Source organism: Nocardiopsis oceanisediminis (assembly GCF_048595525.1).
GTDB lineage: Bacteria > Actinomycetota > Actinomycetes > Streptosporangiales > Streptosporangiaceae > Nocardiopsis_A > Nocardiopsis_A oceanisediminis.
Genome location: NZ_JAFMZJ010000001.1, coordinates 1,337,105 through 1,360,326 on the forward strand (window position 1 = coordinate 1,337,105; position 23,222 = coordinate 1,360,326).

The window sequence follows — 23,222 nt, forward strand, 5'->3', positions numbered from 1 at the left end:
TGGTCGGGCGGTTTCGGACAAGGCCCTTGCGCTTCGCCGCTGATCCGGGCACAGGGGGGCCGGCGAGGTGCTGCGGCGCGTGCCAGAGGAGTGGGAACACCGGGTGGCGAAGGCTACCCGAGGTTACTCCAGCTCAGGGATAAAGGGAGCATCAAGGGCTCTCTATCGGGACCTACGCGGAGAGGGGTGCGGAAATTCCCTCGGGGGCCCTCCGGGAGGAGGCGCCGGCGATGCGGCCGTGGCGTGCGCGGACGGGCTCCAGGACCGGAACCGCCGCCCGGCCGGGGCTTCCCGGCGCGGCGCCGGACGGCCGAATCCGGACGAATTTCTCAGTGAGTCTGAAGTGGGCGCAGATCGCCCGTTCACCCCCGAAGGGGCTGCTTCCGTCAGAGTGCACCACTCTCCGGAGCCGCCCGGAGCATTCCGGGAGCGGGAGGCCGGGGACTTTCCGGGCCGCGCCGCGCCGGCCTCCGCCGACACGGCGCGCTGCAGGGGCGGGGAAGAGGCGGTGCCCCCTCGCGGCCCCGGCCCCTCCGCTCTCCGCCCGGAACCGGCGGCCGCCGCGCGGGCTCCCCGCAGGGACACGGCCCCCGGGGAACCGGGAGCACTCCCCGGCCCTGCGGGCCCGGAGCCCCTTCCCTCCCTCCAGGCCGGCGGGCGGGCTCGCCGGAGGGGCGTGCCTCCCGGGAGGGCGGGGCGCCTCCGGGAGCGGCGGCCCGGCCGCCGCGGCTCCTCGCGGGGCGGCGGGTCAGGCCTCCCGCCCGGGAGCACCCCCGGGCGGCGGGGGCGGACCGGTTCCCGGGCCGCCCGGCGGCCCTGCCGGGGGCCCGCCCGGTGGGCCGGGGGCGCCGTCCGGGGCGGGAGGCTCCGCCAGGACGGGCAGGGTGAAGCCGATGACCGCGCCTCCCCCCTCGCGGTTGGCGGCGAACACCGTGCCGCCGTGCGAGCGGACGATCTCCTCCACCATGGACAGCCCCAGGCCGGACCCGGGCAGCGCGCGGGCGGCCGGGGAGCGGAAGAACCGCTCGAAGACGTGGCCCAGCTCCGCCTCGCCGATGCCCGGACCGCGGTCGCGGACCTCCACCCGGCCGCTCCGGACGGAGATCTCGATGGGCGCGGTGCCCCCGGCGTCGAACTTGGCGGCGTTCTCCACCGGGTTGGACAGCGCCCGCTCCAGGGCGGCCGGCCGCCCGTGCACGGTGCTGCCGTCGGCGTCGACCACGACCTCGCGGCCGGTCCGCCGCCGGGTCCGCTCGGCCACCCGCTCGGCGAGCCCGGCCAGCGGCACGTCCCGGGGCCGCTCGTCCTCCCGGGTACCGGTGGCGAGCTGCACCAGCTCGTCCACCAGCCCGGACAGCTCCCGGGTCTCGCCCTGCAGGTCGTCCAGGAGCCGCCGCTGCGCGTCGGGGGAGAGCCGCTCGAAGGAGCGCAGCACGCTCACGTTGGTGCGCAGGCTGGTCAGCGGGGTGCGCAGCTCGTGCGAGGCGTTCTGCACCAGGCGCCGCTTCTCCTCCTCCGAGCCGGCCAGCCGGGCGAGCATGGCGTTGAACGCCCGGCCCAGCCTGCCCACCTCGTCCGGGGAGTCCCCTCCCCCCTCGGGCGCCACCAGGTCCAGCCGCCCGGTCGAGCTGACCTGCTCGGCGGTCACGGTGAGCCGCACCAGCCGGCCGGTGACCCTGCGCGACACCAGCCAGCCCGCCCCGGCGGCGCAGAGCACCACCAGCGCGCCGACGCCGAGGATCTGCACGGCCAGCACGTCCAGCATCCGCTCCATCGGGGAGAGGCGCTGGCCGACCTGGATGGCGCCGCGCCCGTCGCCGATGGAGACCGTCGCGATCCGGTACTTCTCGCCGTTGTTGGAGTCCTCCCTGGTCCGCACGGTTCCGGGGGCCTGCTCGGCGGCGACGGCCCGGTCCGATGGCCGCACCGGCAGCACCTCGATGGCCTTGTCCGCGCCGATCGGCACCGACACCGCGCCCGAAGGGCTCAGCCCCTGGTAGGTGAAGGAGTCGGAGTGCAGGAAGTTCAGCGTGCCCCCGGAGCCCCCCGGGGCGAGCGACGGGCTGCTCAGCTCGGAGGAGAGCCGCGCGGCGGTCGCCTCGAACTCGTCCTGCGCGTCGGAGCGGATCAGCAGCGCCGCGGTGCTGTAGCCGAGGGTGCCCATCAGCAGCCCGACCACCGCCGTCACCAGGGCGAACAGTGCGGCGAACTTGGTCCCCAGGCGCCAGCCGCCCGGCGAGCCGAGTCTGCGCAGCGCGTCGTGCACCGTGCTCACTCCCCCTGGGGGCGCAGCGTGTATCCGACACCCCGGACCGTCTGGATCAGCGGCGGCGCGTCCGGCGCGTCCAGCTTGCGGCGCAGGTAGCTGATGTAGACCGCGAGGTTCTTCGACTCGGGGCCGAAGTCGTAGCCCCAGATCCGGTCGTAGATCGTGGAGTGGTCGAGGACCAGGCCGGCGTTGCGGGCGAGCAGCTCCAGCAGGTCGAACTCGGTCTTGGAGAGCTCCACCTCGCGGCCGCCGCGCCAGACCCGCCGCGCTCCGGGGTCCAGCCGCAGGTCGCCGACGTGCAGCACCGGGTCGGGGCCCTCCTCCGGGCCGGGCGCCGCGCGCCGCAGCAGGGCGCGGATGCGCGCCAGCAGCTCGTCCAGCTCGAAGGGCTTGGGCAGGTAGTCGTCGGCCCCGGCGTCCAGTCCGGCGACCCGGTCGGGCGTCTCCACCCGGGCGGTCAGCATCAGGATCGGGGTGCGGTCGCCCTCGGCGCGCAGCACGCGGGTCACGCCCAGCCCGTCGACGCCCGGCATCATCACGTCCAGGACCAGCAGGTCGACCGGGCCCCCGTGCACGGTCGCGATGGCCTGGACGCCGTCCTCCGCGGTCAGCACGTCGTACCCCTCCAGCTGGAGTGCGCGCTCCAGGGACTCGCGGATGGCACGGTCGTCGTCGGCGATGAGCACGCGGCTGGAGGAGGTCATGGGCGCAATGCTCGCCCATCCGGGTGAGATGACGGTAAGAGGACACGGCGGTCCCGGTGAGGAACGGGGCGGACCGGGTGAGGGGGAGGCCACCGGGTGCCGTGACGGACGGGACTCCGCCGCGGTGCCTGCCGCCGCCGGCCGCGGGGTATGACCCTGCACAGCCGCCCCGCCGGGCGGGGAGCCGCCCGGGGCGCGGGGGAGTCCCGATGGAGAGCGAGGAACGCGAGATGGGTTCCGTTTCCGGACAGAACCGGGTCGTGGTCGGCGTGGACGGCTCGGACTCCAGCAGGTACGCGCTGGAGTGGTCGGCCAACCAGGCGGCCGGTTACGGCCTGGGCGTCCGCATCGTCACCGCGGTCTGGCCGCCCGATTCCGAGGGCCTGTTCGGGGAGGGCGTCCGGTTCCGGGAGGGGGAGGAGACGCCCCGGGAGCACGACGCGCGGGCGCTGCTGGCCTACGCGCGCGACTGGGTGCTCCGGCTCTTTCCGGAGCTCGATGTGGAGACGCGGGAGGTGCACGACCGCCCGTCCCAGGCGCTGCTGGACGCCGCCGGGGAGCCCGGGGTGGCCTGCGTGGTGGTGGGCTCGCGCGGGCTGGGCGGGCTGGCGTCGGCGTTCGTCGGCTCGGTCGGCGTGGAACTGGCCGCGAAGTCCCCGGTGCCCACCGTGGTGCTGCCCAAGTCGCACGAGACCGCGGAGGGGCGGCGCGGCCGGATCGTGGTGGGCGTGGACGGCTCCGAGGCCGGCGGGCGCGCCCTGGACTTCGCCTTCCGGCAGGCGGAGCGGAGCGGCGCGGAGATCGTCGCGGTCTGCGCCTGGCAGCCGATGGCGGCGTTCGCCTCCTCGATCGGCCCGGTGCCGCCGGAGGCCTTCGACGACGAGGTGGTGGAGGCGGCGGCGCGCCGCACCGCCGAGGCCGCCCTGGAGGAGCCGAAGGGCCGCCACCCCGAGGTCGCGGTGGAGCTGCGCACCGTCCGGGCCCACCCGGTGGTGGCCATGCTGGAGGAGAGCACTCCGGCCGACCTGATCGTGGTCGGCTCGCGCGGCCGCGGCGGCTTCAAGGGCCTGCTGCTGGGCTCGGTCAGCCAGTCGGTGCTGCACGGCGCGCACGGCCCGGTCGTGGTGGTGCGCTGACCCCGGCGGCGGCCGGCCGGGGCGCCCGCCCTCCGGGGGAGGCTCCGGGGGCCCGGCGCCGTTCAGCGGGGTGCGCCGGATGTACGGCGCACCGCCGGAGGCCCGGCGGCCGTACCGGTGCCGCAGGGCGGCCCGGGGGTCGGCCCGCCCCTCCGCCGCCCGGTCCGGGGCGGTGCGCGGCGGGCGGATCGGATGAGCGGGGCGGTTCCCGGATCGCGGCTTCCGGCCTGAGCCTTCCGGCTCGCGGTTTCCGGCCTGCGGTTTCCGGCTCGCGGTTTCCGGCCTGCGGTTTCCGGCTCGCGGTTTCCGGCCTGCGCCTTCCGGCCCGCGCGCGGCCGGCGCCTCGGTGATCCGGGCGGGCCGGCGGCCGGAGGGGTGCTCCGCGCCCTGCGGCCGCCTCCGCCCGGCGGGCCCTGACGCGGACCCTTGACGGTCGGGAGGCGGGCACGGTTCACTTGCCGGAACCGACCGGTTGGTATCTGTGCTCGAAGGGTGGAGGCGGCAGTGAAGGCTTTGCGGGTGCACGGTCCGGGCGAGCCGAAGGACGTACTGGTCGCGGAGGAGGTCGGCGTCCCCCGTCCGGGCGAGGGCGAACTGCTGGTCCGGGTGCGCGCGGCCGCGGTCAACTTCCCCGACGCGCTGCTCTGCCGGGGCATGTACCAGGTCCGGCCGGACCCGCCGTTCACCCCCGGGGTGGAGCTCTGCGCCGACGTCGTGGAGGCCGGCCCCGGCGCGCCCGCCTCCGCCCCGGCGCCGGGCACCCGGATCATCGGCGGCACCGCGCTGCCCGCCGGGGCCTTCGCCGAGTACGCGCTGGTCCCCGCGGACGCGGCCTTCCCCGCGCCCGACTCGCTCGGCGACGGCGAGGCCGCCTCGCTGTTCATCGGCTACCAGACCGGCTGGTTCGCGCTGCACCGCCGGGCGAACCTGCAGCCGGGGGAGACCGTCCTGGTGCACGCCGCCGCGGGCGGCGTCGGCAGCGCCGCGGTCCAGCTGGCCAAGGCGGCCGGGGCCCGGGTGATCGGCGTCGCCGGCGGGCCGGAGAAGGCGCGCATCGCCCGCGGGCTCGGCGCGGACGTGGTCGTCGACCGGCACACCGAGGACTTCGTCGCCGTGGTCAAGGAGGAGACCGGCGGGCGCGGCGCCGACGTCGTCTTCGACCCGGTCGGCGGCGACTCCTTCGCGCGCTCCACCAAGTGCGTCGCCTTCGAGGGGCGCATCGTCGTCATCGGCTTCGCCAGCGGGGACATCCCGAAGCAGGCGCTCAACCACGTGCTGATCAAGAACTACTCGCTGCTCGGCCTGCACTGGGGGCTGTACCGGCAGCGCGCGCCCGAGCACATCCCCGCCTGCCACGACCGGCTGACCGGACTGGCGGACAAGGGCCTGATCAAGCCGCTGGTGAGCGAGCGGATCGGGTTCGCCGGCCTCGCCGACGGCGTGCAGCGGCTCGCCGACGGGTCCACCACCGGCCGCCTGGTGTTCGACCCGGGCGCCTAGACCGCCGGCGGGGCGCGCGGGAGCGCCCCGAGCCCCGCCCCCGCCCCGGTGCCGCCGCGGAGAGCGGCCCCCCGGGCCCTCCGACGTCCCGATCCACCCGCGCAGAAAGGCAGGACCCTCCCCATGCCAGGTCCGTTCTCCACCCCCGGCAGCACCGCGGTCGTCACCGGCGGCGCCGGCGGCATCGGCCGGGCGATCGCCGGGCGGCTGCTGGCCGACGGCGCCGCGCACGTGGTCGTCGCCGACCTCGACGCCGGGCGGGCCGAGGCCGCCGCGGCCGAGCTCGGCGACCGGGCCACGGCCGAGGCGTTCGACGTCGCCGACGAGCGGGCCGTGGCCGAGGCCGCCGCCCGGATCGAGGCGGAGGTCGCCCCGATCGACCTGTGGTGCTCCAACGCCGGCGTCGCGGCCGGCGCGGGGCTCGGCGACGACCGGGACTGGGAGCTGTCCTGGCGGGTGCACGTGATGGCGCACGTCTACGCCGCGCGGGCGGTCCTCCCGAGGATGGCGGCGCGCGGCGGCGGGCACCTCATGGTCACCGCGTCCGCCGCCGGCCTGCTCACCAACCTGGACACCGCGCCCTACACGGTGACCAAGCACGGCGCGGTCGCCCTCGCCGAATGGCTGTCGATCCGGCACGCGGAGGAGGGCATCGCGGTGTCCTGCCTGTGCCCGCAGGGCGTCAACACGGCGATGACGGCCGGGGACCCGGAGGCGGCCTCCACCCGGCTGGGCGGCGCCTACCTGGAGCCCGCCGAGGTGGCCGACTCGGTCGCCGCGGCGCTGCGCGACGGCTCCTTCCTCATCCTTCCGCACCCCGAGGCGGCCGTCTTCGAGCAGCGCCGCGCCACCGATCGGGACCGGTGGCTCGCGGGCATGCGCCGGGCCTGGGCCAGGCTCTCCGCCGCCCGCTCCTGACCGGCCCCCGCTCCGCCCGGTCCCGCGCGCCCGCCGGAGGGCGGAGCCCCGCGGAGCGGGCCCGCGGGCGCCAGGGATCACCGGAGCCGAAGCGGGGAAGGACGGTAGCCGGGCCGGGTGCTCCGCTCCGGGCGGAGGCGTCCGGCCCGCACCGCCGGCAGTCCCGACGAACGGAGGCCCCCGTGCCCGCCCGACCCCCCTCCGGCACGCCCCGCCGCCCGCTCCCCTGCGGGCCCGCAGCCGGGGAGGCCCGATGATCGTGCTCGGGCTGTCCTCGGGGACCTCGGCGGACGGGATCGACGTCGCAGCGGCCGACCTGCGGCTGGACGGCGACGAGGTGCTGCTGCGGCCGCTGGGCCACCGCACCGACCCCTATCCGGACGGGCTGCGCGAGGAGGTCCTCGCCGCGCTGCCGCCCGCCCGGGTCACCCTGGAGCGGGTCTGCCGGATCGACGCCGGGATCGGCCGGGCCTTCGCCGCGGCCGCCGTCCGCGCGGTCGCCGAGCTGTGCCCCGGCGGCCGGGCCGACCTGGTGGCCTCGCACGGCCAGACGCTCTACCACTGGGTCGAGGACGGCGAGGTGCGCGGATCGCTCCAGCTCGGCCAGCCCGCCTGGATCGGCGAGGCGACCGGGCTGCCGGTCGTCTCCGACGTGCGCGCCGCCGACATTGCCGCCGGCGGCCAGGGGGCGCCGCTGGCCTCGGTGCTCGACGTGCTGTGGCTGTCCGGGCGGGGCCTGCCGGCCGCCGCGCTGAACATCGGCGGGATCGCCAACGTCACCGTGGTCTCCCCGGGCGCCCCGCCGGAGGCGTTCGACACCGGGCCGGGCAACGCGCTGCTGGACGCCGCCGCGGAACTGGCCCCCGGCGCCGCGCGGATGGACGCCGGCGGCGAGCGGGCGCTGCGCGGCCGGGTCCACCCCGGCCTGCTGGAGCGCCTGCTGGCCGAGCCCTACTACGCCCGCCCGGCGCCCAAGTCCACCGGCAAGGAGCTGTTCAACCGCGTCTACCTGGAGCACGTGCTGGACGGCCTCGGCGTCGCCTGGGACGACGTCTTCGCCACCCTCACCGAGCTGACCGCGGCGACCGTGGCCGACGCCTGCCGGTCCCGCGGCGTCGCCGAGGTCGTCGCCTCCGGCGGCGGGGTGCGCAACCCCGCCCTGATGGCGGCGCTCCGCGCCCGGCTCGACCCCGCGCCGGTCCGCGACTCCGCCGAACTGGGCCTGGACGGCGACGCCAAGGAGGCCTACCTGTTCGCCCTGCTCGCCTTCCTCACCTGGCAGGGCCTCCCCTCCACGGTCCCCGCCTGCACCGGGGCCCGCCACCCGGTCCTCTCCGGCCGCCTGACCCGCCCCGCCCCGCACACCGCCCTCCCCTCCGGCCTGCGGATCCTCCCCGGGCGCGGGTGAGGCATCCTTCCCGGGCCGGTCGGGCGTCCTCTCCCGAGAGGGGCGCGGCCGCTCCCGGCCGGGTTTCCCGCCGGGCCGGGGAAAAGCAGGCGGAGCGGGCACCGGCGGGGGAAGAATGGCGCCCGGGACCGACCGGGTGCGCGGTGCCCCACCGGGGGCGGGAGGCCCGGCGGGCCGGTGACGAGCGGACGGAGGACGGAACCGTGCAGGCTGCTTCCGTGAGGACGGGCGGGCTACTGGCCGGCGGCGCGCTGGTGCTGGCCGCGGCGGGGTGCGGGGCGGGGCCGCCGGACCGGGGGGACGCCGAGGAGGAGGCGCTGGAGAAGCAGGCCGGCCTGGGGGAGAGCGGGGTCGCGCTGACCGTCCGCGAGTCCGGGGAGCTCGGCGACATCGTCGCCGACGGGGACGGCTACACGCTCTACCTGTCCACCCGGGACGGCACCGAGCCGCCCTTCTCCGCCTGCGTCGGGGACTGCGCCGAGCAGTGGCCGCCGGTCCCCGCCGAGGGCGAGATCGAGGGCGTCGACGAGGACCTGGTCGGCCGGGTGGCGCGGGAGGGCGGCGAGGAGCAGCTCACCCTCGGCGGCGCGCCGCTCTACCGGTACGCCGGCGACGTGGAGCCCGGGGACGCCAACGGCGCCGGCCTGGACGGGGCCTGGTTCGCGGTGGCCCCGGACGGCACCCGGATCGATGCGCCCGTCCCGTCCCCGCCCGGCGCCCCGCCCCAGCAGGACGGCGGCTCCGAGTGGGTCGGCCCGGGGTACTGAGCGCGCCCTCCGCCGATCGCGGCGGTGCGGGCCCGGCGGCGCGGCCGCGGCGGTGCGCAGTCCCGCCGCGGCAGGGGATCCGGGCCCGCCGGTGCGCCGCCGGAGCGGCTCCGGCGGTCCACCCGCGCGGGGCCGCCTCCCTGTGACGCATCACTCGGAGCCGCGCCGCGCCGTTCCGCCGCCGCGCCGGGTGAATCCCTTCTGACCTGCGATGACGTGCAGCGGTGCGGGGGAGAGGGGGAGGGTGCCCGGAGGGCGCCGCCCCGGCCCCCGCCGACCGCGCGCCCCGTGTGCCGTGCGGATTCACGAAAATAGACCACTGGTCTACACCTGTTGTCCAGACCAACTGGCCTGTTCGTGGGCGCATCACCGATGATGCGGACCAGACGACGAGAAGGAGCCGCTGTGTCTGTACGTGTACCTGACACGGGTACCGAGCCCACGGGCCACAAAGAGCTGAACGAGTGGGTCCGCGAGGTGGCCGACCTGACCAAGCCGGACGAGGTGGTCTGGTGCGACGGGTCCGACGCCGAGTGGGAGCGCCTCACCGGTCTACTCGTGGACAACGGCACCTTCGTCCGGCTGAACCCGGAGCTCCGGCCGAACAGCTTCTACTGCCGCTCCGACCCCGGTGACGTCGCCCGGGTCGAGGACCGCACCTTCATCTGCTCCGAGCGCGAAGAGGACGCCGGCCCGACCAACAACTGGATCGCGCCCGCCGAGATGCGCGCGACCTTCGCCGACGTGTTCGACGGCTGCATGCGCGGCCGCACCATGTACGTGGTGCCGTTCTGCATGGGTCCGCTGGGCGGCAAGATCTCCCAGCTCGGCGTCGAGATCACCGACTCGCCCTACGTCGTGGTCTCGATGCGGATCATGGCGCGGATGGGCGAGGCCGCCCTGCGCCTGATCGAGGAGCGCGGCGACTTCGTCAAGGCCGTGCACTCCGTCGGCGCCCCGCTGGAGCCGGGCCAGGCCGACGTGCCGTGGCCGTGCAGCTCCACCAAGTACATCTCGCACTTCCCGGAGACCCGGGAGATCTGGTCCTACGGCTCCGGGTACGGCGGCAACGCCCTGCTCGGCAAGAAGTGCTACGCGCTGCGCATCGCCTCGGTGATGGCCCGGGACGAGGGCTGGATGGCCGAGCACATGCTCATCCTCAAGGTCACCCCGCCCGAGGGCGAGGCGAAGTACATCGCCGCCGCCTTCCCGAGCGCCTGCGGCAAGACCAACCTGGCCATGCTCGAACCGACCATCCCCGGGTGGAAGGTGGAGACGGTCGGCGACGACATCGCCTGGATGCGCTTCGACGACGAGGGCCGGCTGCGCGCCATCAACCCCGAGGCCGGCTTCTTCGGCGTCGCCCCGGGCACCGGCGCCTCCACCAACGCCAACGCGGTCACGACGCTGTGGGGCAACAGCATCTTCACCAACGTCGCGCTGACCGACGACGGCGACGTGTGGTGGGAGGGCCTCACCGACGAGCCGCCCGCGCACCTCACCGACTGGAAGGGCCGGGCCTGGACGCCGGAGGCCGGCGAGCCCGCCGCGCACCCCAACGCGCGGTTCACCACCCCGGCCGGGCAGGCCCCGACCATCGCCCCCGAGTGGGAGGACCCCGCCGGGGTGCCGATCTCGGCGATCCTGTTCGGCGGCCGCCGCGCCACCGCGGTCCCGCTGGTCAACGAGGCCTTCGACTGGCGGCACGGCGTCTTCCTCGGCGCCAACGTCTCCTCGGAGAAGACCGCCGCCGCCGAGGGCACCGTGGGCGAGCTGCGCCGCGACCCGTTCGCCATGCTGCCGTTCTGCGGCTACAACATGGGCGACTACTTCAAGCACTGGCTGGAGATCGGCGAGTCCGCCGACGCGGAGAAGCTGCCCCGCATCTTCTACGTCAACTGGTTCCGCAAGGACGCCGGCGGCCGCATCGTGTGGCCCGGCTTCGGTGAGAACAGCCGCGTCATCAAGTGGATCGTGGAGCGCCTGGAGGGGCGGGCCGAGGCCGTCGGCACCCCGATCGGCAACGTCCCGGCCCCGGCGGGGATCGACACCGAGGGCCTGGAGCTGTCCGCCGAGGACCTGGAGTTCCTGCTCACCGTCGACACCGACACCTGGAAGCGGGAGGCCTCGCTCATCCCCGAGTTCTTCAAGACCTTCGGCGACCACCTGCCCGCCGAGCTCTGGGACGAGTACGAGAAGCTCATCACGCGGCTCGGCTGACCCGGTCGGACCGGTCCGCCTCCGCCGAGGGGAGGCCCGCCAGGGGTGGGCCTCCCCTTTCCGCGTCCCCGGCGCCGCGGAGGGGGAGGGCGGGAACGGGGCGGCGGAGGCTCCGGTCAGGCCCGCTCGGCGCCGATCCGGTCCAGGGCTCCGGAGAGGGCGCGGATCGCCGCCTCCGCGCCGCGGAGCCCGTCCGCCCCGAGCTCGGCGACCAGCCGCTCGGCCAGGGCCCGGTGCTCCGGGTGGATCCGCCGCACGGCGTCGAGGCCGGCCCCGGTGGCGGCCAGCAGCTTGGCCCTGCTGTGCGCGGGGTTGGGGCGGTACTCGGCGAACCCCTGGTCCACCAGGGAGTCCGCGGTGCGCTGCACGGCCTGGCGGGTGAGCCCCAGGCTCCGGGCGATCTCGGCGACCGGGGCCGGGGTGTGCAGCACCGACCCCAGCACCTGCCAGCGGGCGGCGGTGAGGCCGCCGGACCGGGCGAGGCCCTCGGAGACCGCGAGGAAGGCCCCGTTCAGCCGGAAGGCGCCCATCGCGGCCGCGGAGAGCAGCCGCTGCGCCTCCTCGGCGGCCCCCTCCGCCGGGGAGGGCGCCGCCGGGGAGGCGTCCTCGGGCCGCGCGCCGCCCCCGGGTTCCGGGGCCGTCACGCCCCCGCCTTCATCAGCACCTCGAACGCGCTCGCGTCGCTGTGCGCGAAGAGCCGGTACCAGGCGTCGAGGACCTCGGGCTCGAAGACGCCGAGCCGGGCGAAGACCTCGCGGGCGAACGCGACCGGCTCGGTCGGCCCGGCGGTGACCAGGTCGCCGTCGGTGACCGCGTCGGCCTCCCGGTAGCGCCCGCCGCCCCGGTAGCCGGTCGCGGCGAGGTACTCGGCGGCCCCGCCGGTGTGCTCGCGGTCGTCCAGCAGCCCCTCCCGGGCCAGCCCGGCGGTGGCGCCGCAGATCCCGGCCACCGGGACGCCCGCGTCGAGGAAGGCGCGGGCGGCGCGGGCGAACGGGGCGTTCCGCTCCGGGGCCTCGTCCCAGGAGGAGGCCCCGGGCAGGATCAGCAGGACCGAGTCGGCCGGGGCGAGGTCGTCCAGGACGGTGTCGGGCAGGATCCGGCTGCCGCCCATGGTGGTGACCGGGTCCCGGGAGAGGCCGACGGTGCGGACCTCGAAGGCGCCCGGCCGCCGGTGCGCCAGGCCGCTGCGGAGGTGCGCCGTGGTGTGCCCGGTCTCCCAGTCGGCGAGTCCGTCGGGCAGGGCGAGGTGTACTGTCCCCTTGTTCATGACAACATCTTGTCATATCGACAACATGTTGACAAGAGGATGGGGGGAGCCCTCCGGCGCCCGCCCCGCCCCTCCCCAGTGCGATGATCTCGACGTGGCGGGGAGTGGGCGGGCTACTCCCCGGCGCCCGGGGCGTCCGGGATCGGGCGCCAGTACTGGCGCTTCTTCTCGTCGCGGACCACCACCCCGACCGAGAGGAGTTCGCGGCGGAGCTCCTCGGCGTCCGACTCGCCGTCCGCCTCCAGCGCCTCGGCGCGCGCCTTGAGCAGGGCGTTGGCCTTGGCCGAGAGCTCGGGCAGGCCGTCCACCCAGCGCTTGAAGCCGCTGCGGTACGGGTCGGACTCCAGCCAGGGCCAGCCGTGGCCGGTGAAGGCCCGGCGGACCTCGCCGGCGTTCAGGTCGCAGGGGACGCGGACCAGCTCCTCGGTGCGCGGGCCGAGCAGCACCAGCCGGCCCTCGTCCAGGAAGCCGCCGTCCTTGGCCTTCGGCTCCAGGAAGACGCCGTGCACCTCGGAGCGGTCCACCTCCTCGGTGGTGCCGGTGCGGCGGAGCACCGCCCGGTCGGCGGAGACCGCCAGGCCGAGCGCGTGGTGGTGGTCCAGGAAGGCCAGGACCAGGCCGCCGACGCCGCCCACCGCGCCCGCGGCGATCGTCGACCCGGGCTCCGGGAGCGCCTCCAGCAGCTCGAACACGCCCTGGAAGGGGGCGAACGGCAGCGAGGCGATCCAGGCCGCGGCCCATCTGACCAGCAGCCCCACCCCGACGCCCAGCACGGGCAGGAGGACGTGGACGATGATCGGGCGGGCGACGACGCTCGCCGCTCCGCCGCCGCCGGGGTCGTGAGTGCTCATGCGGTCCAGGCTAGGGAAGCGCGCCGCGCGGGGCATCGACCGTGCGTGCGAAACCCGGGCGACCTCGGTCGGACCGGGGGCCGGACCGGTCGTACTTTCGGACGACGGCCCCGGTCCCGGAGGCGCCGGGCCGCCCTACTGACGGTAGCCGGAGAGGAACCGGCCGATCCGGCCGATGGCGGCGTCGATGTCGTCCGGGTGCGGCAGGGTCAGGATCCGGAAGTGGTCCGGGGACGGCCAGTTGAACCCGGTGCCCTGGACGACGTGGATCTTCTCCTGCAGCAGCAGGTCGAGCACGAACCTCTCGTCGTCGACGATCCGGTGCACCTTCGGGTCGATCCGCGGGAAGGCGTACAGCGCGCCCCGGGGCTTCACGCAGGAGACGCCGGGGATCTCGTTCAGCCGCTCCCAGGCGGTGTCCCGGCTCTGCAGCAGCCTGCCGCCGGGCAGTACCAGGTCGCGGATGCTCTGCCGGCCGCCGAGCGCGGCCTGCACCGCGTACTGCGCCGGCACGTTCGGGCACAGCCGCATGCCGGCCAGCGTGGTGAGCCCCTCCAGGTAGTCGGAGGCGTGCCGCCTGGGGCCGGTCACCGCGACCCAGCCGGAGCGGAAGCCGGCCACCCGGTAGGCCTTGGACAGCCCGCTGAAGGTCAGGCAGAGCACGTCCGGGGCGATCTCGGCGGGGCTGTGCATGACCGCGCCGTCGTAGAGGATCTTGTCGTAGATCTCGTCGCTGAACACGATCAGGTTGTGCCGCCGGGCCAGGTCGCACACGGCCTCCACCAGCTCGCGCGGGTAGACCGCGCCGGTGGGGTTGTTCGGGTTGATCAGCACCACGGCGCGGGTGCGGTCGGTGATCTTGGCGGCCATGTCGTCCAGGTCGGGCAGCCAGTCCGCGGACTCGTCGCAGACGTAGTGCACCGCCTTGCCGCCGGCCAGGGTGACCGAGGCCGTCCACAGCGGGAAGTCCGGCGCGGGCACCAGGATCTCGTCGCCGTCGTCGACCAGGGCCTGGATCGCCATCTGGATCAGCTCGGAGATGCCGTTGCCCAGGTAGACGTCGTCCACGCCGAGCTCGGGGAAGCCCCGGTCCGCGTAGTGCTGCACCACGGCCCGGCGCGCGGGCAGGATGCCGCGGGAGTCGCTGTAGCCGTGCGCGCCGGACAGGTTCCGGATGATGTCCTGGACCAGCTCCTCGGGGGCCTCGAAGCCGAACAGCGCGGGGTTGCCGGTGTTCAGCCGGAGCACGCTGTGGCCGGCCTCCTCCAGGGCGTTGGCCTGCTCGATGACCGGGCCCCGGATCTCGTACGAGACGTTGCTGAGCTTGCCGGACTGCCTGTACTCCATCGTCGCCCTTCCCTGCGGCCCCCGCCGTACCGGGGGCACTACTTGGTTCTACCAAGTGCGGACTTGGAAAGTCCAACCTGTTGTCTAGACTGTGGTCCATGCCGCGCCGAAGCTACGACCAGTACTGCGCCGTCTCCCGCGCCCTCGATGCCGCCGGCGAGCGCTGGACCCTCCTCATCGCCCGCGAGCTGACCGCCGGGCCGCGCCGCTACACCGACCTCCACGCCGACCTGCCCGGCGTCAGCACCGACGTGCTCGCCTCCCGGCTGCGCGACATGGAGCGGGACGGCCTGGTGGAGCGCCGCCGGCTCACCCCGCGCGGCGCCGCCACCGCCTACGAGCTGACCCCCCGCGGCCGCGGGCTGCTGCCGGTGCTGCGCGCGCTGGCCGACTGGGGGGCGCCCGGACTGGCCGAGCGCCGCCCCACCGACGCGTTCCGCGCGCACTGGCTGGCGCTGCCGCTCGCCGGTGCGCTGGAGCGGGCGGCCGGCGGCGCCTCCGGCACCGTCGAGGTGGTGCTGGAGGGCGGCGCGTTCCACGTCGTCCTGGAGGGCGGGGGCGCCGCCGGCTACGGGGACGGCCCCGCCCCCTCCGCCGACGCCCGGCTGGCCGCCACCGAGGAGGTCTGCGCCCGGATCGCCCGGGGGGAGCTGCCGCTGGGCGAGGCGGTGGCCGCCGGCTCCGCCGAGGTGGCCGGGTCCGGCCGCCTCGCCGCGGCGCTGGCCGGAGGCGCGCAGGCCGGGGCGGCGCCCGGCGCGCCCGGTTCCGCCCCCGCCGGGGAGGGCGCGCGGCGCAGCCGGGTGTGAGCTGCGCCGCATATCTGTCGGTGGGGTGTGCCAGGGTGGCGTCAACGACTCGCCTTCAGGGGGAACGATGGCGTACCTACTGGTCATGGGCACACGGAAAGGGTTGTTCCGGGCCACCTCGGACGACCGGCGGCACTGGGAGGTGAGCGGGCCGCTCCGCCTCGACGAGGACGGCTATGCCGACATGATGGGGATCTACGCCGTCGGCATCGACCCGCACACCCGCCGGGTGCTGGCCGGCGCGGAGAGCCCGCACTTCGGCCCCAGCGTCTGGTACAGCGACGACCTCGGCCGCACCTGGTCCGAGCCGGAGAGGGCGCCGATCGCCTTCCCCGGCGACGTCGAGGAGTCGCTCACCCGCGCCTGGCAGTTCGCGTTCACCGACGAGCCCGGCGAGGTCTACGCCGGCGCCGAACCGCACTCGCTGTTCCGCTCCACCGACGGCGGACTCCGCTTCGAGCTGGTCCGCGCGCTCTGGGACCACCCGCACCGCAAGGACTGGTTCCCCGGCGCGGGCGGCGGCGCGGTGCACACCGTCATCCCCGGCCGGGTGGACGCCGGCGGGACCGACCCCCGGGCGGTGACCGTCGCCATGTCCACCGGCGGCGTCTACCAGACCCGGGACGGCGGCGCCTCCTGGGCGCCCGCCAACGCCGGCATCACCGCCACCTTCCTGCCGGAGGAGACCCCCGAGTACGGCCAGTGCGTGCACAAGGTCGCGGTCGGCCCGGACGGCGCCTTCTACGCGCAGAACCACCACGGGGTGTTCCGCAGCACCGACCCGGCCCAGGGCTGGACCTCCATCGCCGACGGGCTGCCCAGCGACTTCGGCTTCGCCCTGGTGGCGCACCCCGGCCGCCCGGGGACCGCGCTGAACTTCCCGGTGATCAGCGAGTCCTGCCACCTCCTGCCGGAGCACCGGCTGCGCCCGCACCGCACCGACGACGGCGGCCGCAGCTGGCACCCGGTCGACGCGGGCCTGCCCACCGAGCCCTACTACGGCATCGTGCTGCGCGACGGGGCCGCCACCGACGGCGCCGAGGAGCCCGGGTTCTACTTCGGCACCCGCTCCGGCGACGTCTACGCCACCGTCGGCGACTCCGGCTCCTGGACCCAGGTCGCCGCGCACCTGCCGGACGTGCTCTGCGTCCGGGCGGCGGAGGTGTAGCGCCGTGGCGGTGACCGTGATCCTGCCCCAGGTCCTGCAGGCCGACGCGGGCGGAGCCAAGCACATCGCGGTGGAGCGGCCGGACGGCGGGGAGCCGCTCCGCGCCGTCCTGGACGAGCTCGCCCGCCGCCACCCGCGCCTGGACCGCCGGGTCCGCGACGAGCGGGGGGCGCTGCGCCGGTTCGTCAACGTCTTCGTCGGCGACGAGGAGTGCCGGGCGCTCGCCGGGCTGGACACCCCGGTACCGGACGGCACCGAGGTGCGCATCCTGCCGTCGGTGGCCGGGGGCTGACCGGGCCGGCGGCGCCGGCCGCCCGGGACCGGAGCGCCGGAACCGGAGGAGAGCGGGGGAGGACCCGCGGAACCGGAAGGAGAACCGGAGGCGGGGGCGACGGGGCGGCGCCGACCCGCCCGGAGCCCCGCCGACCTGCACCTGAACCGCCCGCGGCGGAGGATCCGTCCGCGCCGCCGGAAGCCCGGCGGAGGGTCCGGCCGGACCCTCCGCCCCGCCGTGCCGGAAAAATCTCCGCGGAAACCGGCGAGTTTTCGATTCCCGCCCGGTCTCAACCTGTGCGAGCGAGGTGGACCCGGGAGCGGGAGGGGGCCGGATGGGCGGCTGGACGGTGCAGGGCGGAACGATCGAGAGCGGGGTCGGCGCCGACCCGCTGGCGGCGCTGACGGCGCGCGACACGGCGGGCGACCTGCTCGGACCGGACCTGCTGCGGCAGGCGGTGGGCCTGGTCCTGAGCGCGGTCCAGCGGGTGGAGCCGGAGATGCTCGCCGAGCCCACCCCCTGCCCGGCCTGGGATCTGGAGATGCTGCTGCTGCACGTGGCCGATTCGCTGGCCGCGGTGGAGGAGGGGGCGGGCGCGGGCAGGGTCGGGCTGACGTCCGGGCCCGGCACCGCCGAGGAGGAGCACGGGGCGGTTTCGGCGGTCCGCATCCGGGCCTGCCGGCTGCTGCCCCCGGGGCGGGTGCGGCACGCGGGGGCGGCCGCGGTCGGCGACCGGTCGATGGGCGTCGCGGCGCTGGCCGCGGTCGGCGCCCTGGAACTGGCCGTGCACGCCTGGGACATCGGCCGGGCCTGCCGCAGCCCGGTCCGGATCCCCGGGGCGCTCGCCGCGCAGCTGCTGGACATCGCCCCGCTGGTGGTCACCGACGCCACCCGGCACCGGCTGTTCGGCCCGCCGGTCCCCACCGCCCCGGACGCCCCGGCCGGCGACCGCCTGGTCGCCCGCCTGGGCCGCACCCCGCCCCCGCTTCAGCACTGACCCCCGGCCGCCGGGGAACGCCTCCCGGACCGGCGGCGCCCGGCGGTTCTTTCGGCGCAGGTTCCCGTCCGGCCGGCTTCCCGAGCACGGCCCCGGCCGGGGCGCCGGCCCGGGCCCGAGAGGCGGGTCGCCCCGGTCCGGGGGCCGCCTCGCCGGCTCCGCCGGGCGGGCGCCGGAGGCCGGCCTCCTCGCCGGCTCCGCCCGGTGGCCCCTCCGGTGCCCGCTCCCGTCCGGCCCGCTCCCTGAGCACGGCCCCGGCCGGGGCGCCGGGGCGGGCCCCGAGCGGAGCCGGCCGGCCCCAGGGCCGTTCCGTGCGCTCCGGCGAGAGGGCGCCCGACCTCGGCCTCCCCGCCGACCCCGCCCGGACCGGGCCGGGCCGATGCCCCGCGCGTCCGGCGGCGCGGGCGGCACCGGGCGGACCGCCGGAGGGTCCGGCCGAGGCGGGGGAGCGGTACCGGTGCCGCTCAGCGCCCTACTCGGCCTCCTGCGCCTTCCGGGTCGGGGCCTCTCCGCCGGCCGCCTCCCGCTCGGCGGCCTTCCGGGCGGCCCGGCGGCTCTCCCGCACCCCGGAGAGCACCGCGAGGCCGATGATGATCGCCAGGCTGACCCAGAGCGCGTACTTGTCCACCAGCAGCACCACGTCCACCGCGTGCTGCCCCAGGCCGTAGCCGAGGCCGGCGACCAGCCCGGTCATCGCCAGTGCGCCCACGACGTCCAGGACCAGGAAGGTCGCCAGCCGCATGCCGGTCCACCCGGCCAGCGCGTAGACCAGGGCGCTGGGCACCCCGGGCAGCACCGCGGCGAGCACCCCGAACCGCAGGATCCACGGGTTCAGCTCCTGGGCCCGGGCGGCGAACCGCTTCGCGCGGTCGCCGGAGGCGAACAGGTCGACGATGCCCCGGCCCCACTGCCGGCCGGTCCACCAGAACAGCCAGTCGAACTTGGCCATGCCCACGGTCCCGGCGAACACCGCCAGCCAGAGCGGGATCTCGCCGATCCGGGCGAACGCGGCGGCGGAGCCGATCGCGGCCTTGCTCCCGGTGAGGAACTCCAGCAGCACCGGGTCGGAGGCGATCAGGTAGGGGCGGACCGGGAGCAGCACCATCATCAGCGCGAAGATCCCGAGGATCGAGCCGAGCAGCGCCTTGTCGGTGGTGGTCGCCTTGCCCTTCCAGGGCAGCACGTCGCGCAGGGTCGGCTGGGCCGGCCCGGACGGCTCGCCGCCCTCCCCGGCCGCGTCCCGCACGCCCTGCTCCTCGGGGAGGTCTTCGCGGGCGCCCCGGCCCGTCCGCGCTGTCGTCATGCCCACGAGTGTGGCGGACCGGCCGGGTACGGGACAGACGCGGGAGTCACCGCACCGGTATGAGCGGCGCGGACGGGCGGGATGACGGATGTCATGCCGGCCCGCGCGGCCCCGCCCCGACCTGCCCCGGAACCCCGTTCGGGAGAGTCCGGCCGCACGGGGCGGCCCTGGCCCGTACCGGCCACCGGAAGACCCGGTACAGCACCGCCCCCTCCGTTTAGCCTGCGGGCATGCGCGGTTCACGGGGAGTTCCTGCACTGCTGGCGGCCCTGCTCCTCGCCGGAGGGTGCGGGTGGCCCGGCGGGGATGCGGCGGACGGGGAGGACGGCCCGCCCTTCCCCGCGTCCGGCCTCAGCCCAGAGGAGCCGCTGCTCTGCGAGGGCGGCGAGCGCGGCGGCGAGGACTGCACGGCCGGCGGTGAACTGCGCTGGTCCGTCCCGCTGGACGACGACGGCGCGGAGTACTTCCTCGACCTTGACCAGCCCCGTGACGATGGCGACCCGCTGTTCACCACCAGGAGCCGGGTTCGGGCCCCCGCCGTGAACTACGCGCCGTGGAAGGAGGCCGACGGGACCCTCTTCTACGCTGAGGACGACCGGGTCCGGGCGGTGGACCTGGAGACCGGGCGGCAGCTCTGGGCGGTGCTGCTGCGCGGGGACCGGGTGGCGGACGCCAGAGGGCTGTTCTGGCAGGAGGGCGCCCTGCACGTCGAGTTCGGGTACGGCCCCCTGCCCTGGGAGTCGGGGGAAAGGGAGATGGTCGAGCTCGCCCCCGATACGGGTGAGGTGGTGGAGCGCGGGCCTCTGAAGCTCAAGACAGGGTGGGGGCGGCACGAGGAGGTCGTCGGCGTGATCGGCTCCACGGTGGTCGCCTACGGGCAGAACGGCGAGGCCGGCGCCTACGTCGACGGTGAGCGGAAGTGGGGCGCGGACCTGGACGGCTTCTCGGAGGGGGGCGAGCGGCACTCCGTCGACCGGGTACTGCTCCAAGACGGCGAGGTCTACCTGGTGTGCAGCGTGTGGAGGAACACCGGCGGTACAGGCGAGGAGAAGTGGGAGGAGGAGCGCACCGAGGTCCACCCGGTCGACCTGGAGACCGGAGAGGCGGGCGAGGCGCTGCCGCCCGATTCGGCCGTGGCGGAGCAGGTACTCGCGGAGGACGATCAGAGCGGCGGCGCGGACGTCTATCCCGCCGACCAGTACGGGCTGGACGAAGGACTTCAGTTCATGGCCGTCCCCGGATACGCATGGAAGAGGCAGGCGCTCGCCTACAACGCCTTCGGCATCAGCAGGATCGGGGCCTTCGGCGGTCCCGGCGACGGGGTGGAGGTCGCCATCGGATGCGCCCCCGACGGGGTCCGCCCGCAGCCGGTGGAGATCGAGGACGCCCTCCGCTGCACCAACCCCCGCTTGTTCGCGCTCAACCGCTGACCGGCGCGCCGCAGTGCGGCCGGTCGCAGGCCAGCACCCGGGGCAGGTACTCCTCCGGCAGGTCTTCCTCCTCCCGGAGCGACTTGGGCGGGGAGTCCGGGTCGACGAGGAGGCGCGGCCGATCAGCCGCGTCGAGGGCCAGTCCGACATCGGTGAACCGGCGCTCCACGGGGGCTACGTCCACCTTCCGAACTTCGGTGCATCCGGCGTCCGCGCAGGCCAGATAGGTGAGTTCGGTTCCGTCCCCGGTGGTGGCGGCGAGCTGCGGGCGCCCGGCCGAGTCGAGGGCGAGCCCGGCGAGCGGGCGGCGCCAGCCCGGGCCGGTGAGGGTGCGTTCCTCCGAAGCGGAGCAGGCGCCGTCCGCGCAGTCCACCAGCCGGACCGACCCGTCTTCGGGGGCCCGGTAGGCCAGGACGGGCCGCCCGTCCGGCCGGATCTCGATCCGGGATCCGGTCACCGGCCGCTTCCTACCGCCGTGCTCGTCGGTCGGGTACCGGGGCTCGGCGACCACGTTGCGGACCGGCTCGGAGCAGTCTCCGCCAGGGCAGGTGAACACGGTGATCGCGCCGGTGCTGCGGTCGTGTACGCTCACCGCGACCGAGCCGTCCGGGTGCGCCGCGACGTCCACCGGTGCGTGGCGGACGGGGCCCGCGTGCAGCGCGAAGATGGGGAGACCGCCGAGCCGGGAGGTCTCGCTGTCGGCGCAGTCCGCGGTGGGGCAGCGGTGCAGGCGCAGCTCCTGCCCGCCCCAGCCGGGTGTAGGCGCCAGCGAGGCGATGTACCGGGTACCGTCCAGCGCGGCGGCGGCCACCGCCCGGTACCTCGGGCGCCCGAAGACCGCGGCATCGTTGATCTCGTCCTGAGAGCCGCCCTCCTCGGTCAGCACCTCGCGGAGCGGGACCGCGCGGTCGGAGCATCCGGGGCCGCTGAGACAGGCCTCCCCGGCCCTGAGGACACCGTCCTCCCAGTACGCCCGGGTCAGGCCGGTCTCGGCGTCGCCGGCGTAGACGGCGCTGTCCGGGCCTTCGCGGTTCTCCTCGCCGTCGCTCTCCTCGGAGAGGACCCGGCACTCCGGGGCGCACCAGACCCGGTCCGGGAAGCGGCCTTCCGCCTGGAGGAGCACACTCTCCCCGGAGGCCGTCCGGACCTCAGCGTCCTGCGCCGGCTCCAGTTCGGCCAGGGGCAGCACGCCGTAGGACGGCGCGGTCGAGGGCACCGCCCACACCAGCGCGGGCAGCGCCGTGGCGGCCGCGGTGAGCAGCGCCAGCAGCGGGACCGGGCGGAGGAGGAGGGGCGGCCGCCCGCCGCCGCGGGGCAGCCCGTCGCGGACGGCGCGGATGTCGAGGGTGCGGATAACGGGGAGGGACCGGGAGTAGCGGACGTGCTCATGCAGCACGGCCACCGCGCACAGGCAGGCCAGCAGCATCCAGGACCCGGCCGCGGCGAGCAGCTGGACCGGCGGGCCGGCGGCGGCCGATAGCAGGCTCGGGATCGGCGCCCGGTCGAGGGCGTATCCGATGCCCGCCTGCACGCCGGCCGAGGCCGCCAGCAAGAGCAGCGGCAGCCCCAGCGCCCGGCCCCAGCGCCTGCGGAGCAGCGGGCGGACCCGGCGGAGCGCGGTGAGGTAGCCGGTCCGCTCCAGCAGGGCGCTGACGCCGGCGTACCCGGCCGGAACGGCGGCCGAGGAGACGGCCGCCACCGCGATGGCCGCCGCCCCCTGCGCCACCGGGGTCAGGTACGCGTACTCCGGCGGGAGCCGCTCCGCGCCGTGGAGCAGCCCCGATCCTGCGGCGGCCGCGCAGGCGAGGACCGCCGCCACGGCCGCCAGCGAGGCCAGCGCCGGCCACGGGCGGAGCGCCCGGCGCAGGGCGGCCCGTGCATCCACCGGGCCGCCGCTGAGCACCCCGGCCGCGACCAGCAGGGACGCTGTCCAGGAGACGGCGGCCGCGTACAGCGTCGGCGGGAGCAGGGCCAGGGAGACGGCGGGCAGCGGGGGCGGGAGGTCGGCGCCGTCCGGGCCGGGGAAGAACACGAGCTGCCCGCCGGCGTAGGCGAACCGGACCGGAAGCGCGGGGAGGAGCAGGCCGAGCAGGGCCAAGGGGAGCAGCGGCGCCGCCGCGGCGGTGAACAGCGGGCCTGCACTCCGGCGGAGGGCGTGCACGGCGCCGGGCAGGGGCGCCCGGAGCAGCCACCAGCCGAGCTCTTCGTGGATCGGCGGCTCGGGCGCGGGTTCCGCGGCCACCGCCGCCTCCGCTTCCTCCGGGCCCTCCGGGGAGAGGGCGGAGCCGTCGGGGCCGCCGCCCTCCCCGGGGTGCTCGCGGGCGCTCATGCCGATTCTCCCGGCCCCAGGGGAGGCGCCGGAGGATGCATGCCGCCCGGCGGCGGGCTCTGTGGCCGCCGCCTCCGGATTCCCCGGGGAGGGGGCGGGGTCCTCGGGGGCGAGGTCCTCCCCTGGGCGTTCGTGGTCGCTCATGCTGCCCCTCCCGGCTCCGGCGGACGCGGTGGGTCCATGCTGCCCGGTGGCGGGCGCCGCCGCCCGCCGCTGTCCTCGACCGGCCAGCGGAGCGGGGAGCCCGGGCCCCTGGGGCCGGTGCCGGGTCCCCCTCCCGCGACCGGCCCCGGGCCGGGTCCGCACGCGCCCCTGCCACCGGCGGCGGTCCGCGCCCACCGGTGCGGGGATCCTGGGGCGAGGCCGGGTGTCCCGCTCCGAGCGGTCGGCACCGGGGCGATCCCGGACTCCGCTCCTCCGCCCGGCCGCCCGTCTCCGAGCGCTTCTCGTCACCGGTGGCGGCCTGCGGGGCGGGGCTCCTCTCCGTGTGCCCGGTTCGCGGTTCGGTGCCGTCCTGCCGGGGCGGTC

19 protein-coding genes are annotated in these 23,222 nt (G+C 76.3%); 11 read left to right on the forward strand and 8 right to left on the reverse strand.

Annotated elements, in window-relative coordinates; all coding sequences use genetic code 11:
• Positions 1-748: 748 nt before the first annotated feature.
• A complete protein-coding gene (locus J0910_RS06055) occupies positions 749-2,266 on the reverse strand; it encodes a sensor histidine kinase (RefSeq protein ID WP_420161900.1) in 1,518 nt (505 codons plus the stop codon).
• Positions 2,267-2,271: 5 nt separating this feature from the next.
• A complete protein-coding gene (locus J0910_RS06060) occupies positions 2,272-2,973 on the reverse strand; it encodes a response regulator transcription factor (protein WP_420157534.1) in 702 nt (233 codons plus the stop codon).
• Positions 2,974-3,203: 230 nt separating this feature from the next.
• Between J0910_RS06060 and J0910_RS06065 the strand changes: the two genes are divergently transcribed.
• The 6 genes from J0910_RS06065 to J0910_RS06090 all read left to right on the forward strand — a co-directional run bounded on the left by J0910_RS06065 (position 3,204) and on the right by J0910_RS06090 (position 10,922).
• Positions 3,204-4,109, forward strand: coding sequence for a universal stress protein (locus J0910_RS06065; protein WP_420157535.1), 906 nt, complete (start codon positions 3,204-3,206; stop codon positions 4,107-4,109).
• A 504-nt stretch (positions 4,110-4,613) separates the two neighbouring features.
• Positions 4,614-5,609, forward strand: a complete 996-nt coding sequence (locus J0910_RS06070; protein WP_420157536.1) for an NADPH:quinone oxidoreductase family protein — start codon at positions 4,614-4,616, stop codon at positions 5,607-5,609.
• 123 nt (positions 5,610-5,732) lie between these two features.
• Positions 5,733-6,527 carry an SDR family oxidoreductase gene (locus J0910_RS06075; protein WP_420157537.1) on the forward strand — a complete coding sequence of 265 codons (795 nt, stop codon included), beginning with the start codon at positions 5,733-5,735 and terminating at the stop codon, positions 6,525-6,527.
• A 253-nt stretch (positions 6,528-6,780) separates the two neighbouring features.
• Positions 6,781-7,935 (forward strand): anhydro-N-acetylmuramic acid kinase, encoded by a 1,155-nt coding sequence (locus tag J0910_RS06080; protein WP_420157538.1) that lies wholly within the window; start codon positions 6,781-6,783, stop codon positions 7,933-7,935.
• Between the two features lie 218 nt (positions 7,936-8,153).
• Positions 8,154-8,702: a hypothetical protein gene (locus tag J0910_RS06085; RefSeq protein ID WP_420157539.1), complete on the forward strand. Its 549-nt coding sequence runs from the start codon at positions 8,154-8,156 to the stop codon at positions 8,700-8,702.
• 405 nt (positions 8,703-9,107) lie between these two features.
• The gene (locus J0910_RS06090) at positions 9,108-10,922 is read left to right on the forward strand and encodes a phosphoenolpyruvate carboxykinase (GTP) (RefSeq protein ID WP_420157540.1); all 1,815 of its coding nucleotides are present in this window, start codon (positions 9,108-9,110) and stop codon (positions 10,920-10,922) included.
• Positions 10,923-11,038: 116 nt separating this feature from the next.
• Here the strand turns inward: J0910_RS06090 and J0910_RS06095 are convergent, their stop codons facing one another.
• From J0910_RS06095 to J0910_RS06110, 4 genes are all read right to left on the reverse strand, one after another.
• Positions 11,039-11,452: a MarR family winged helix-turn-helix transcriptional regulator gene (locus tag J0910_RS06095; RefSeq protein WP_420161901.1), complete on the reverse strand. Its 414-nt coding sequence runs from the start codon at positions 11,450-11,452 to the stop codon at positions 11,039-11,041.
• A 110-nt stretch (positions 11,453-11,562) separates the two neighbouring features.
• Positions 11,563-12,189, reverse strand: coding sequence for a DJ-1/PfpI family protein (locus J0910_RS06100; RefSeq protein ID WP_420157541.1), 627 nt, complete (start codon positions 12,187-12,189; stop codon positions 11,563-11,565).
• A gap of 113 nt (positions 12,190-12,302) precedes the next feature.
• Complete coding sequence (locus tag J0910_RS06105) at positions 12,303-13,040, reverse strand: YqeB family protein (protein ID WP_420157542.1); 738 nt, start codon at positions 13,038-13,040, stop codon at positions 12,303-12,305.
• A gap of 135 nt (positions 13,041-13,175) precedes the next feature.
• Positions 13,176-14,387 carry a pyridoxal phosphate-dependent aminotransferase gene (locus J0910_RS06110; protein WP_420157543.1) on the reverse strand — a complete coding sequence of 404 codons (1,212 nt, stop codon included), beginning with the start codon at positions 14,385-14,387 and terminating at the stop codon, positions 13,176-13,178.
• Positions 14,388-14,485: 98 nt separating this feature from the next.
• On the opposite strand from J0910_RS06110, the gene J0910_RS06115 reads away from it, so the two are divergent.
• The 4 genes from J0910_RS06115 to J0910_RS06130 all read left to right on the forward strand — a co-directional run bounded on the left by J0910_RS06115 (position 14,486) and on the right by J0910_RS06130 (position 17,632).
• Positions 14,486-15,193 carry a winged helix-turn-helix transcriptional regulator gene (locus J0910_RS06115; RefSeq protein ID WP_420157544.1) on the forward strand — a complete coding sequence of 236 codons (708 nt, stop codon included), beginning with the start codon at positions 14,486-14,488 and terminating at the stop codon, positions 15,191-15,193.
• 67 nt (positions 15,194-15,260) lie between these two features.
• A complete protein-coding gene (locus tag J0910_RS06120; RefSeq protein WP_420157545.1) occupies positions 15,261-16,361 on the forward strand; it encodes a WD40/YVTN/BNR-like repeat-containing protein in 1,101 nt (366 codons plus the stop codon).
• A 4-nt stretch (positions 16,362-16,365) separates the two neighbouring features.
• On the forward strand, positions 16,366-16,653 hold the full coding sequence (locus J0910_RS06125; protein ID WP_420157546.1) for a MoaD/ThiS family protein: 288 nt from the start codon (positions 16,366-16,368) through the stop codon (positions 16,651-16,653).
• Positions 16,654-16,969: 316 nt separating this feature from the next.
• The gene (locus J0910_RS06130; RefSeq protein WP_420157547.1) at positions 16,970-17,632 is read left to right on the forward strand and encodes a TIGR03086 family metal-binding protein; all 663 of its coding nucleotides are present in this window, start codon (positions 16,970-16,972) and stop codon (positions 17,630-17,632) included.
• A gap of 472 nt (positions 17,633-18,104) precedes the next feature.
• On the opposite strand, the gene J0910_RS06135 is transcribed toward J0910_RS06130, so the two are convergent.
• Positions 18,105-18,935, reverse strand: a complete 831-nt coding sequence (locus J0910_RS06135) for a DedA family protein (RefSeq protein ID WP_420157548.1) — start codon at positions 18,933-18,935, stop codon at positions 18,105-18,107.
• Positions 18,936-19,165: 230 nt separating this feature from the next.
• Between J0910_RS06135 and J0910_RS06140 the strand changes: the two genes are divergently transcribed.
• Positions 19,166-20,365, forward strand: coding sequence for a PQQ-binding-like beta-propeller repeat protein (locus tag J0910_RS06140; protein ID WP_420157549.1), 1,200 nt, complete (start codon positions 19,166-19,168; stop codon positions 20,363-20,365).
• Here J0910_RS06140 and J0910_RS06145 read toward each other — a convergent pair.
• On the reverse strand, positions 20,355-22,694 hold the full coding sequence (locus J0910_RS06145) for a hypothetical protein (protein ID WP_420157550.1): 2,340 nt from the start codon (positions 22,692-22,694) through the stop codon (positions 20,355-20,357). The genes J0910_RS06140 and J0910_RS06145 overlap by 11 nt on opposite strands.
• Positions 22,695-23,222: the final 528 nt, after the last annotated feature.